Below are 13,672 nucleotides of genomic sequence, written 5' to 3' on the forward strand. Positions count from 1 at the left end.
ACAACGGTGAACCGTCAATCCTTTCCGAGATCCCTGATTGCCCAGTTCAGTACCGCGTTATAGATCACGTCCGAGTCAGTCTCGATGGTTTCCTGCATGCAGGAAAGCAAATACTGCTGACATGCCACCACTGCCGGCCCTCTGCTGCTTCCGAGCGCCATCTTGGCACTAACCAGCGTAAATGCGAGTTGTTCCATCATGTCCTGCCCCGCACTGGCTTTCACGGCAAGATCACGTAGACGCTCCGCATATTGGCCAACCTGACTCGCGGCGCTCCCCTTCATGCGATCAGGCCCCTGCACTGTCAGCGGCCGCGCCCGGAAACTTCAACATCTTGATCGCCTCCAGGCATTCGGTGGCTTGGCGCAACAGCAATACGGGATGTTCCTGGACCGCAAGCTCGAAGGGAGGGATGAGTTTGACCAGCAACATTGCCAGCTTGATGTCCTCCTCATCACTTCCCCAGAGCAGCTTCTTGACGAAGAGTTCTGCACCGATCGAGCGAATCATCGTGTTGGCCAGCATCAATTCCGCACAGGCGCCATCTTCCGCCCCATATTGCTCATGCAGAATCTGCTGGACTGCCTTGCTCAGATCTTGCGCACTTTGCTCCTTCAGCCGATCACCGGCCCGCTCGAAATAGTCGGTCAGTACCTTGATCTGGTCGGTCAAACGCCTGACCGAGCGGATCATGGACCGTAGCTCATCTGGACGCATGGCCGCGAGCTTGGACGTGTTCAATGGAACGCTATTCATCCCGATCTCCCAGTTAGTGCAGCGCCATGGTTAGCAAGTTGTCCGCCGACGATGACTCGAGCTTGAATGCGCTCACTGCAGCGCGCAGTTCGATAGTCTGTTCGGCCAGCGTCTTGGCCCCGGCGGCCACCTCTTCCACCAGCGCGGCGTTCTGCTGCGTCATCTGGTCCATTTGAAGGACGGCTTGATTGACCTGATCGATGCCGGCGGTCTGCTCCGAGGATGCCTCCGTGATTTCACTCATGATCTCCGAGACACGGCGCACTGCGGTGACGGTATCGTCGATGGTTTCTCCTGCCTCAATGACCAGGCGGGTCCCACGTGCGACCCGCTCCGAAGACAGGCTGATCAGATCCTTGACATCTTTGGCGGCCGAGGCGCTGCGCTGGGCCAAGGCGCGCACCTCGCTGGCAACGACCGCAAATCCGCGCCCCTGGTCGCCCGCACGCGCAGACTCGACCGCAGCGTTGAGCGCCAGGATATTGGTTTGGAACGCGATGGCCTCGATGACCGAAATGATCTCCGATACCTTGGCCGAGCTCTCCGAAATGTCTGACATCGTGTCAATGACCCGGCCTACCACCTCGCTTCCCTTGGCCGCCATCTGGGAGGCATTGGTTGTCAGGTTATTGGCCTGCTTGGCACTTTCAAAGTTCTGCCGCACGGTTGCGGCCAGTTGTTCGAGACTCGAAGCCGTCTCCTCGAGGGAGCTGGCTTGTTCTTCAGTACGTTCGGACAGGTCGGTATTGCCGGTGGCGATTTCGCCGGCAGCCAGCGCGATCGACTCCCCGGACGACTGGATTCCCCTGACCATTGCTGACAGTTGATCCTTCATCCTCGCCAGCGAACTCATCAGGCTGACGTCATCATTGCCCTTGACCGCCACGGCAATGTGCAAATTGCCCGCAGCAATCTGTTGGGCCACCGCTTTTGCATCATCGGGCTCGCCGCCCAGCGCCCGGGTAATACTGCGGGTCAGGGCCCAGCCGATCACCATCGACAACAGGATGATGATCAACCCCGAGCTGAGCAAAGCAATGGTCGTCATCTTGCTTGACGTCCTCAATTCAGCACGGCGCTCGGAGAGGAGCGCTTGCTCTTCCTCGACGAATTGGTGGGCGATCAGACGGAAGCGATCCATCAGAATCTTGTCCGGCGCCGCGGCAAAATAGCTGCTCAGTGCCTGCGGCGACGCGCCTGCATTGACGTCCTGCCGCAGGCGGAGCAATTCCCTATCGATGTCTTCTATCTTGTTTCGCAGGCTTTGGATCTCCAGGAGCCGCTTTTGCTGAGCTGGATTATCCGAGGTCAAGGATTGCGCGCGGGAGAAGGCCATCGCAAAATTCTCCTTTCCCTGTCGATACGGATCCAGAAAGCTCTCGTTGCCCGACACCAGGTAACCCCTCACCCCGGTTTCCATGTTCACCATGTTGACCAACATCTCGCCGCTGGTTGCGATGACCTCATAGGTATGCAGATTCAAGGCGTTCGCTTGTTCCTGGCGTTGAAAGCTCAGCAGAGAGAGCGTGCTTCCGACCAGCGATATGACGACAATGGAGGCGAAAGCCATCCCCAGCTTTTTTGCGATGGTTAGCGAAGAACGCATGAACTCCCTCTTTATTGATCTAAATTGATGGCAAATTGAATTGCTCATTGGGACTATAAAAGCCTGCCTCAGCTCAACCGCTGCGCTCACCAGAACGCACAACGCATAGCCGTGATCTGTTCCGGCGGGTCCATGATGGCGGCCACCGCCTTGAGCCATTCACGCAGCGCCAGTACCACCCCACGTACACCTCGTTCCAGTCAATGCGACGGACGCTCCAATTGACAAAGCTGATGAAAGTCAGCCGCTATCATGGCCAGCCCCTCGAAAGCGCGCCTCTCGCGCAGCCGAAACATCCGTGGTTCGGTGTCCATGACGCAGAGTCCTCCGAAAGGCGTCCCATCCACCGAAAGCAGCCGGGTAGCCGCAAAGAACCGGACGAACGGCGAGTTGACGACCAGCGGTTCATGACAGAAGCGCAGATCCCTGCTGGCATCCGGAACTACGAGAACACCTGCATGCATCAGCGCGAAGCTGATGAACGCGTGCGGATACGAGTTATCGTCAATTGGCAAGCCGGCCACGCCGTGAAAAATTACTTTGTCCGACGGAAAAAGTTTCACCCATGCCATAGGGACGTCCAACAATTCGGCAGCCAGCCAATTGAGCCGATGGAATCGCTCCTCAAGTCGCAATTCATCCATTTTTGTTTTAAGCAAGCGTTCCCCGATTCCTGATCGCCCCAGATCAACCTGCCTCAATGCTTTGTTCGACGCCCCGACCACAACCAGGACCTCGGTGTTGAGCACATCCGGCACCATGGGTCTCACTGATTGCTAGCCCGCCCTCACCGACAGTGCATTGATTGAAAGGAGGCTAAAAATTCTCAAAAAGGTTACAAAACCAGTCGCTGCAAACTTTAATATTTTTTATATTCAGCATTTTTAAATAGAAATAATACAACTTAACTGTACTTTTAGCACGATCTACTTTTTTATTTTGTCAAAAAAATACAAAATTTAAAAAAAAGAGGGATTCCACAGAACAATAAATTTGATATCTTTAAGGTGCCCAAGTAGAGAATCGAGTCGTGAACAGATCAAGGGCGCTTGCGCTGCCCTGGCGGGATACCACGGCTCGATCGCGTTAGAGCGAATGTAGCGACGAACCGTGTCGCGAGAGATGTCCCGTTGGTGGGCAATTTCTCTTCTCTAACTGCGACCCGGATGCACCAGCGTCGGATGATTCCGAACCCGGCCACGTCTACCGCCCCGGTCTCCGGCTCGCTGTGATGAGCAGGACCGAGGTTTCAACATGGGCAACTTAGGCTGCAAATTTCCTGGGAAAGAGGTCGCAGCCGGGATGCCATTCCACGGCCGTAGAACAGCCTTTTTTCCATCCTGGAGCCAGCCGGAGGAAATTCTGTATCTGCCGGTTTCGCATCATTCCCTCTTCACCGAGACCGGCCAGGGGAATCTTCTGTTTCTCGCCCGGTTTTTCCTGATGGCAGCTTCTTCGATGCACAGGTAACGTGTTACCCGATCATTGGAGCGATTAATGAAGAAGAACATGCGGAGGATAGGAATTCGCCACTTTGCGGTACTGGAAAGCTTGGGCGAAATGTCCGAAAAGGAGGAGTTGCCCCTGGCGCTAGTGCGTTATGCAGTACGTAAATGTTTAATTTCAATGGAGGCAACTGGTGCCGCCCCGACAGAGGTATTTGCTGTCTATTTCGAGCTGGCGAGACAGTCGTTGGATGACATGGAGCCAAAGGGGCAACATGTAAGGAGAGTAATAGAGTCAGCCGTTGACTATGCTGACCATATGCTTCGTGTGGAATACGGGGAAAAGCACTAGGGCCCTCTTGCTGAATAACGGCAATCGGCGGTTCCGATGCTAGCGCCTGGCTCGTCCGTCGAGCCGGACTGACAGGAAAAAAGAGAGCTGGCACCGGCTGGCCCACCCAGAAACCTCTTTAACATCGCCGCAGCACCAAGGTCGATAACGGAGGCAAGGTCAGCACCAGCGAGCTGGATTGCCCATGAGAAGCTTCCGGTTGCGCCGTCAGGCAACCGCCATTGCCCAGGTTGCTGCCGCCATAGACATCAGCATCGGTATTGAGAATTTCTTCCCATCGATATTGATTGGCCTCACCTGGTGGCACACCGATCCGGTAGTGGTGACGTGGCACCGGCGTCATGTTGACCACCACCAATATTGGCGCGTTACCGGTGTGCATGCCTTGAGAAGCGGTTCCGTCGGTATCTCCGGCTGCATGGCGAAGATACGCGAATACGCTGTTCACATCATCATCACCCACCACCCAGGTAAACCCTTTCGCCTCGGTGTCGTGACGATACAAGGCCGGGGTGCATGCGTACAACCGGTTCAGATCACGTACCAGCCGCTGGACGCCACGATGACGAACATCATCCAGCAGATCCCATTGCGCAGACCGGTCAGGGTTGAACTCATTGTTTTCAGCAAATTCGCAACCCATGAACAGCAGCTTCTTCCCCGGATGCGTCCACATGAAGCCGAGATAAGCCCGCAAATTGGCGAAACGTTGCCACGAATCGCCTGGCATCTTCTGCAGCAGCGTGCCCTTCCCATGCACCACTTCGTCGTGCGAGATCGGTAGCACAAAGGCTTCCGAAAACGCGTAGACCATACCGAAAGTCAGGTCGTGATGATGGTAGCGCCGGTGGATGCTGTCGCGTTCAACGTAACGCAGCGTATCGTGCATCCAGCCCATGTTCCACTTGTAGGAAAATCCCAATCCGCCCTTCTCCACCGGCGCCGTGACGCCGGGCCAGGCCGTGGATTCCTCGGCGATCATCAGCGCCCCGGGGCAGCGCTCGGCCACAGTCTGGTTGAGCTCGCGCAGGAAATCCACGGCTTCCAGGTTCTCCCGGCCACCATAGATATTGGGCACCCATTCTCCGGCATTGCGGCTGTAATCCCGATAAAGCATCGATGCAACCGCATCCACGCGCAGGCCGTCGACATGAAAATGCTCCAGCCATTCCAGCGCGCTGGCGATCAGGAATCCGCGCACCTCATGCCGCCCGAAGTTATAAATATGCGTATTCCAATCTTGGTGGATACCCTCGCGCGGGTCGCCATGTTCATACAAGGGCGTGCCATCAAAATACGCCAGGCCATGCGCGTCCGATGGAAAATGCGCCGGTACCCAGTCGAGCAGAACGCCGATTTCCGCGCGATGACAGGCATTCACGAAGACGGCGAAATCCCCCGGCGGACCGAAGCGGGCGCTGGGTGCAAACTGCGACAAGGGCTGATACCCCCATGAGCCGCCAAACGGATGTTCCATCACCGGCAGCAGCTCGACATGCGTGAAGCCCATGCCCTTGACATAGGGAATCAGCCGGTCCGCCAGTTCGTACCAGTCAAGGTTTCGATTGCCCTCCTCCAGCACCCGCATCCAGGAGGCCGGATGGACTTCATAGACCGACATCGGCGCCTGCCGAGCCTGCCGTTGCACGCGCTGCTGCATCCACTCCCCATCCTGCCAGCGGCGGCCGGCGGCCAGTTTTCTGTCATCGACAACGCGGGAGGCGGTGGCCGGAGGGGCTTCCGTTGCGCGCGCCATCGGGTCGGCCTTGGCAGGCAGCAGTTCACCGCGCGGGCCGATGATTTCATACTTGTAAAGCACGCCCTCACCCAAACGCGGAACGAACAGCTCCCACACGCCGGCACTCTGACGCAGACGCATGGGATTGCGCCTGCCATCCCATTGATTGAAATCGCCGATGATCGACACGCGCTGCGCATTGGGAGCCCAGACCGCAAAACGCACGCCTGCCACGCCATCGATCACCATGACTTGCGATCCGAAACAGCGTGCCAGCTGCCGATGCCGCCCTTCGCGAAAAAGATGCAGATCAAAATCGCTCAACAACAGGCCGAAGGCGTAGGTGTCTTCAGTAATCTGAACCACCTCGGCACCGCCAGCGCCCGGCCAGGTCACGTGAAAGACATAGGGAATCGCAGGCTGCCCATCCTGCGTCGGCAACGTCACGTCGCCGCAAAAAATCCCGCTGTGCGGGCGCGCATTTTCATGCGCTTGGGCCGGGTCGGCGCTCGGCGACCATTCAGGCAAATTGCCCAACAATGGTCCAAGCGCACCGGGCGCGTCGGGCGACCTTGAAACCGCCTGCACAGCGCTAGCGCCTGGAAAATAGCAGCAAAGCCGCAACCGTTTTTGTTTGGCTTTCCGAGTCCCGGCACCTGTGGAGTCGGATATTTCCCGTGGCCCCAGCAACGCGAAGGGGTCGCCCAACCGTCCTTCCTGCAGGCTGGTGGCCAATGTCATATCCAAAGAGATTTCCGATGGCTGATCAGCTGAGGCTTCAGTGATGCTCTTGCTTCGTGGCCGTACCATTCCTGCTCCTTTGTCGATCAGTAGTGTCCCGGGCCGCGACGATGGACTACACGCCGCTTTCCTGTCCCAGGATCCGATCCGCTATGACACACAGGCCGTTGAGCGGAACATGCATCCAGGTCGGGCGATTGGCCGCCTCGTAACAAATCTCATAAGCCGCTTTTTCCAGAGTGAACAAATCCAGAAGCTCGGCTTGTGCGGTCAGCGGCAGGCTCTGCTCCAGCAACGGATTGCCGAGGCGGTAGCCTTCCATCAGCGCTGCCTTGCAGGCCGGCGCGAAGCTCTGCAGAATCCTGGCCTTGCAGGCGAGAGCAGTCTCGTCAAGATCACTGGGGCCGATGGTGTGAGCAAAGGCGGCCGCATAATCAAACGAGCGCAACAAGCCAGCGACATCGCGCATCGGGCTTCCTTTTGCGCGGCGCTGCTCGAGCGTACGAGCCGGTTCCCCTTCGAAATCGACGATATAGACATCATTGAAAGCAATCAGCACCTGACCCAGATGCAGGTCGCCATGCAGGCGCATGCCAAGCGACCCTTCTGCGGCCTGCGCCAGCTGATGGATCCGCTCGAGCAAGGCTGCGCGTTGGTCCAGCAAGCGGCTGACCCGCTGCGCATCGTCGGCGTTGGACCATTCTTCCTTTTTGCGCAGGATGTCGCACGCAGCATCGAATTGCCGGACCGCTGCCTGCGCCCATTCCGTCCAGACAGGCTGGAGGATGGTTTCGGGATCGAAGGCAGGATCATCGCTGGGTTGACCCAGCAGACTATGCATCTCCCCCAGACGCTGGCCCAGCAAGCGCGAGAACGTCACCAGTTCGGCCAGGGCGGAGTTGTCGTCCATCTTCTGTGCATCCCGGCCAGGGGGCTGACGGGATTGGTCCAGCGCTTCACTTTGAATCGCACGCTCCAGCGTATCCATGCTCCATTGCCAGGCATCGCCCTGATTGTCGATGTACTGCTGCAACACGATCAGCGCGTAGGGCTTTCCATCAGCGTCGACCCGCACCACCTCGCCCAAGGTGGCTGCCACGTTGGCGAACCCGTGCTCGGTGAGATAGCGCCCCATCTCGATTTCCGGATGGATGCCTGGTTGGACCTGCCGCAGCACCTTCATCATCATGACGTTGTTGATGACCACCGAGCTATTGGACTGCTCCTGGGTGATGCGGCGCAATTCCAGTGCAGTGCCGAGAATGGCCGGATCGAACGCCTTGGTGGGAGTGCAGTGCAGCTGTCCGGAGCGGGTCTTGATGGTGGCGCTGTCGGCAAGCAGCTCCAGCACCGCGATGATGAAAGAGTCGAGCGCAAAGGCATCGGTCAGATAACCTACATTGCGGCCGCGCCGCACCCGCGATAGTGCCAGTTGATGCGGCAATGCAGAGATCGTATCCTCTTCGCGGATGAAACCCAGCGGCAACAAATAGCGATGGATGGCATGGCGCTCCGCGTTTTCCGCTTCACCCGCTGCCCCGCTGCTGTGGACGTCAATTTCCGTCAGCACGATCGGCAAGGCACCGGGCCGGGTCCTGGACATCGGCAAGGTGGTTGTTTCCATCATTTCCACCCGCTCGATATGCCGTTGCTTCCCCGCATACCAGCGGCGCTTCAGCAAATAGTGTGGAAAGACCTCCCGCTCCAGCAGTGCGCGCGCAGGCTGATCCATGATCTCCTGCACGCCCTTCCTCAACACCAATGTCACGTATTCGGGCAGCGGCTCCGGGGTCGCTGCATGCCATGAGGGCATATTGGCCTCCGGGGCCAGCAAGAACCAGTAAAAGCCGAAAGGTGGCAAGGTCAGCAGGTAGTTCAACTGCCCGATGGGCGGAAATGCAGCACCGCCCATCATCTCTATCGGAATGCGCCCGGCGAAGGCCGACAAGTCCAGTTCCACGGCCTGTGCCGATTGCGATACGTTGGCCACGCACAAGATGGTCTCGGTCACACCACCTGGCGCCGGATCGGTGAATTCCCGCAAATAGGCGAAGATTTTCCTGTTGCTGGGATAGACCAGCGCCAGGCTGCCGCGCCCGAACGCCTGGTGCTGCTTGCGCACGCTGAGCAAGCGGCGCATCCAGTTGAGCATGGAGTGGCGGTCCGCACTTTGTGCTTCGACATTGATCGTCTGGTAACCGTATTGCGGATCCATCAGCAGCGGCAAGACGAGCCGCGCCGGGTCGACGCGCGAAAAACCACCGTTACGGTCTGGCGTCCATTGCATCGGTGTACGCACGCCGTCGCGGTCGCCGAGGTGGATGTTGTCACCCATGCCGATTTCATCGCCGTAATAAATGACGGGCGTGCCGGGCATTGACAGCAGAAAGCTGTTCAGCAACTGGATACGGCGCCAGTCCCGCTCCACCAGCGGTGCCAGTCGTCGGCGAATACCGAGATTGATGCGGGCCCGGCGATCCGGGGCATAGAAGTTCCACAGGTAGTCCCGCTCGGCATCGGTCACCATTTCCAGCGTCAGCTCATCGTGATTGCGCAAGAAAATCGCCCACTGGCAGTCGGGCGGGATGTCCGGGGTCTGGCGCAGGATATCGGTAATGGGGAAACGATCCTGACTGGCCAGCGCCATGTACATGCGCGGCATCAGGGGGAAATGGAAGGCCATATGGCATTCGTCGTTGTCGCCAAAGTACTGTTGCACGTCTTCCGGCCACATGTTCGCTTCGGCCAGCAACATGCGGTCCGGATAGTTGCGGTCCATCTCGGCGCGAATCCGCTTCAGGATGGCGTGCGTTTCCGGCAGGTTTTCGTTGGAGGTTCCTTCGCGCTCGATCAGATAGGGCACGGCATCCAGGCGTAAACCATCGATGCCGAGATCGAGCCAGAACGACATGACATTGAGCACCGCCTTCAGTACGTGCGGGTTGTCGAAATTGAGATCAGGCTGATGCGAATAAAAGCGGTGCCAGAAATACGCCTTGGCGACCGGATCCCAGGTCCAGTTCGATTTTTCCGTGTCGACGAAAATGATGCGCGTGCCGCCGTAGCTCTTGTCGTCGTCCGACCAGACGTAGAAGTCGCGCGCTACCGAGCCTGGGCGTGCCCGGCGTGCGCGCTGGAACCAGGGATGCTGGTCCGAGGTATGGTTGATGACCAGCTCGGTGATGACGCGCAGGCCGTGGTCATGGGCTGCGGCGATGAAGCGCCGCACGTCGCTCATGTTCCCATAGTCGGGATGCACGTTCTTGTATTCAGAAATGTCGTAGCCATCGTCGCGGCGTGGTGACGGATAAAAAGGCAGAAGCCAAATCGTATTGACCCCGAGCCCCGCGATGTAGTCCAGCTTTTGGATCAGCCCGGCAAAATCCCCGATACCATCATCGTTGGCGTCGAAATAGGATTTGACGTGAATCTGGTAGATGACGGCATCCTTGTACCAGAGCGGATCGCGAGTGAATTGCAGCCCACTTCCAGCCGGTTTCGTCCTGCCGGCGCGTTTTCGGCTGCTGCCCTTCCCTTCCCGGGCCTGAGATTTTGCCTGGCCGGCATGTTGTTCAAGCGGAGCCGCTTGTTGCGCAAGCTTGCTCTCGTTATCGATTTTCATCTCATGTCTCCCCTGCCCGAATGCGCCAGATAGCGTACGGCCGCTCACGCGGGTCCAGCACGATGGACTGATGTTTGCCATACCAGTTGAAGCGTTGTTCGCCCAGCAGATCCACCACATCGAGGCAGGCATGTTCACCGTGTTCAGGCAGGCCGAATCCTGCGAGCGGCAACTCGATTTCGCCCCGCTGCGTCTGGAAAGGATCCAGATTGATGGCTACCAATACGGTGTTATCGCCGAAGCGCGTGGTGTTCTGATCGGCAGATGAGCCTGACGGCATGGCTGCGGTTGATTTGACGAAGTAAAGGATCTGATCGTTGGTCACCGTCAGAAAACGCACGCCCAGGTGCGTCTGCAAGGCGGGATTTTCGGTACGGATCTGGTTCAGGCGCGTGATGTCGTCAACGATATTGCCCGGGCGCTGCCAGTCCCAGCTGCGGATTTCGTATTTCTCGGAATCGAGATACTCCTCCTTGCCCGGCACCGCGCTTGCCTCGCATAACTCGAAGCCGCTGTACACCCCCCACAGCCCGGACAAGGTGGCCGCGAGGGCCGCACGGATGCGGAAGCCCGCCCGTCCTGATCGCTGCAGGAACTGCGGATTGATGTCCGGTGTGTTGACAAAGAAATGCGGCCGGTAGAAATCGCGCGGCTGAGCGTCCTCACCCTTATCCGCCGTCAGTTCGTTCAGATAGTGGATCAGCTCCTGCTTGCCATGGCGCCAGGTGAAATACGTGTAGGACTGCGAAAAGCCCGCCTTGGCAAGGCGGTACATCGGCTTGGGACGGGTAAATGCTTCGGACAGGAAGATCACCTGCGGATACCGGCTGCGCACGGAATCGATCATCCACTTCCAGAAGGGAAACGGCTTGGTATGCGGGTTATCGACACGAAATACGTTGACACCCTGCTGCACCCAGAAGACCACGATGTCGCGCAGGGCGATCCAGAGATCAGGGATGGCGTCGTCGGCATAGAAGTCGACGTTGACGATATCCTGATATTTCTTCGGAGGATTCTCGGCATAGCGCATCGATCCATCGGGACGCCAGGCGAACCAGCCCGGATGCGCCTTGAGCCACGGATGATCCGGTGAGCATTGAATCGCGAAATCCAGCGCCAGCTCCAGACCGTGTGCGGCGGCGGCGGCGCGCAGGCGTGCAAAGTCTTCGAAGGTCCCCAGTTGCGGATGGATGGCATCGTGCCCGCCTTCCTTGCTGCCGATGGCATAAGGACTTCCGGGATCCTCTGGCCCGGCAGTGACGCTGTTGTTCTTTCCCTTGCGGTGCTTTTTCCCGATGGGATGGATGGGCGGGAAGTAAAGCGTATCGAACCCCATCGCACGAATGGCGGGCAGGCGCGCGATGACGTCATCGAAGGTGCCGTGGACATCGGCGCTACCACTCTGGGAACGGGGAAACAGCTCGTACCAGCTGGAAAACAAGGCGGCGCTGCGCTCGGCCTCCAGCGGATATTCGGCGGCGCTGCGGGTCAGGAAGGCACGTGCACCCGACAGGTCCGTCAACTGCTTCACCAGTTGACTGGTATCGTCCCTGCACAGCAAGGCCAGCCCTTGATCGATCTCAGCTTGCCGCTTGGCGCTCCTTCTGGACTTCGACAGCGCAGGCCCCAGTGCCTTGAGCAAGGCTACGCCGCGTTCCAGCACGATCGGATCGACGTCCTGTTCCACACCGCGATCTACCAAGCCGGCGATGAGTAGCCGCCCTTCTTCCAGCTCTACCGCAACATCCTGTCCGGCCGCCATCTTCTTCTGCAGGCCATCGCGGAAGGTTTCAAAGATATCGCTCCACGCTTGGATGCAGAAGTAATGCCGCCCCATGCGCGCCAGGGACAAACGCGCCTGCCAGCGGTCATTGGTACCGAGCTGCATGGGAACGCGATGCCACTGCACTTCGTCGGCCGCTCGCACCAGCACTTCAGCGGCAAGATGATCGTGCCCATCCATGAAGATGTCGGCGCTCACGATGAAATGCTCTCCGACGATACGCTTGGCAGCGAAGGCACCCTGATCCACGGCAGGGGAAACGCATTCAATGGCAATGCGGCTGGAGCGCATGTCATCTGGCGCAGGGGTGACGTGATCGAGCTCACCGAGCACGCGTCGCGGCGCCTCCAGGGTCTGCACCTTCACGGCACCGGGCGCCAGTACGAGTTCTTCTCCCTGCCATTGCACGACGCCGCCTTGCAGGCGCTGATACCAGCCGTCATCGCTGATGCGCATCGCCGCCTCCAGATCGGTATTGACGGCAATCAGCACGCCATTGTCCGATGAGGCGTCGCGGCGCTCCATGAGTAGCCATGGCGAGTCAGCTGCACTCAGTGGCGTCAAACTGAATACTTGGCCTCGTTGCGCCAGGGCGCGATTGGCTTGCGTTACTTCGTTGCTGAAATCAAGATCAGCGTCGGCGCATGCTTGCTTGTAAGCCTCCGGCGTGGTCAATCGGGTAGCACTGCCCGCCCCGTGCGCCACGCTGAGCGAATCGGTGAGGCCATGTTCAAAGCCCATCGGCATCATCCACCCGGCCGCGCTGAGGGTGGCAAAATGCAGGGCCCGAAGCGCGCCCGCACGCCGCATTCGCAGGTCGCGCAAACCGTGTAGACGGGACAACCGGGGGCCAGAGGGATCTTCAGGAAACGCCAGTATGGGCGCTATTGCTGAGAGCTTTTTGTATTCGCGGAAATACCAGGGAGCGCGGAAGTCCCACCACGCCCCGGAAGAGAAGACCGCATCAAAGCCGCTGCCCGCCAGTCCATCAAGCTGAGCATGGGTACAGCCAGGCGTCCACCCGAGGAAGCAGCAGTCCGTACGAACGCTGCGCGCCATTACAAAAATCCGGGCCCAGAAATCCACTGGCACACTCGCCGGCTCCAGGCAGCGCCATCCGGTCACGCCGGCATCAAGGAGTCCACGCAATCGCGTCGTCCACCAGTCGAGCACGGCATCGGCGACGGCCGGATCTTCGAAACGCGGCCTGCACGTGATGAGCTTGGTCTCCGGCGTCCGCATGGTGATGGTATGCCGAGGGTCAGGCAAGGGATCCGAATCTTCGGCACCGGGCCGCACTGCAAACCATTCGGCATGCTCATGCAGTACAGGCTCATCAGCGTGATACCGCGTCAGCGCCAGGTCCACCAGCAGACGTAACCGATACACGTTGCAGAGCTTGACAATCTCAGCGATCTGGGCAAGGTCTGTTACCCCTTGTTCGTCGCCACACAGCAGAACATGGTTGAACTCCATCGCTGCGCCACGCGCCAGCACATCGTCCCAATCGGCCGGCGCCACAAGGAACGGGTCAACGCAGTAGATGCGCGGAGAAAAATCGTGGAGGGGAGGATTTTCCAATGCCTATTCTCTCTTTGCTGTTGATGCCTACAGGGAGGCCATTAC

At 58.7% G+C, this 13,672-nt stretch carries 8 protein-coding genes; 1 reads left to right on the forward strand and 7 read right to left on the reverse strand.

Annotation, left to right across the window (positions count from 1 at the left end):
* Positions 1-14: 14 nt before the first annotated feature.
* The 4 genes from ACVC5H_RS13900 to ACVC5H_RS13915 all read right to left on the reverse strand — a co-directional run bounded on the left by ACVC5H_RS13900 (position 15) and on the right by ACVC5H_RS13915 (position 3,123).
* A complete protein-coding gene (locus ACVC5H_RS13900) occupies positions 15-284 on the reverse strand; it encodes a hypothetical protein (RefSeq protein ID WP_489618443.1) in 270 nt (89 codons plus the stop codon).
* A 4-nt stretch (positions 285-288) separates the two neighbouring features.
* On the reverse strand, positions 289-693 hold the full coding sequence (locus tag ACVC5H_RS13905; RefSeq protein WP_489618444.1) for a hypothetical protein: 405 nt from the start codon (positions 691-693) through the stop codon (positions 289-291).
* Positions 694-769: 76 nt separating this feature from the next.
* Positions 770-2,362, reverse strand: coding sequence for a methyl-accepting chemotaxis protein (locus ACVC5H_RS13910; protein WP_489618445.1), 1,593 nt, complete (start codon positions 2,360-2,362; stop codon positions 770-772).
* 200 nt (positions 2,363-2,562) lie between these two features.
* Entirely contained in the window at positions 2,563-3,123 is a 561-nt protein-coding gene (locus ACVC5H_RS13915) for a hypothetical protein (RefSeq protein WP_489618446.1), read from the reverse strand.
* 736 nt (positions 3,124-3,859) lie between these two features.
* On the opposite strand from ACVC5H_RS13915, the gene ACVC5H_RS13920 reads away from it, so the two are divergent.
* Positions 3,860-4,159, forward strand: a complete 300-nt coding sequence (locus ACVC5H_RS13920; protein WP_489618447.1) for a hypothetical protein — start codon at positions 3,860-3,862, stop codon at positions 4,157-4,159.
* 118 nt (positions 4,160-4,277) lie between these two features.
* Here the strand turns inward: ACVC5H_RS13920 and glgB are convergent, their stop codons facing one another.
* The 3 genes from glgB to ACVC5H_RS13935 form a co-directional block, all read right to left on the reverse strand.
* Positions 4,278-6,638: a 1,4-alpha-glucan branching protein GlgB gene (gene glgB, locus ACVC5H_RS13925; RefSeq protein WP_489618448.1), complete on the reverse strand. Its 2,361-nt coding sequence runs from the start codon at positions 6,636-6,638 to the stop codon at positions 4,278-4,280.
* Between the two features lie 115 nt (positions 6,639-6,753).
* Entirely contained in the window at positions 6,754-10,260 is a 3,507-nt protein-coding gene (gene treS / locus ACVC5H_RS13930; RefSeq protein ID WP_489618449.1) for a maltose alpha-D-glucosyltransferase, read from the reverse strand.
* A gap of 1 nt (position 10,261) precedes the next feature.
* Positions 10,262-13,627, reverse strand: coding sequence for an alpha-1,4-glucan--maltose-1-phosphate maltosyltransferase (locus tag ACVC5H_RS13935; RefSeq protein WP_489618450.1), 3,366 nt, complete (start codon positions 13,625-13,627; stop codon positions 10,262-10,264).
* Positions 13,628-13,672 lie beyond the last annotated feature (45 nt).

The sequence above is a fragment of the Herbaspirillum sp. Her3 genome, from assembly GCF_057961275.1.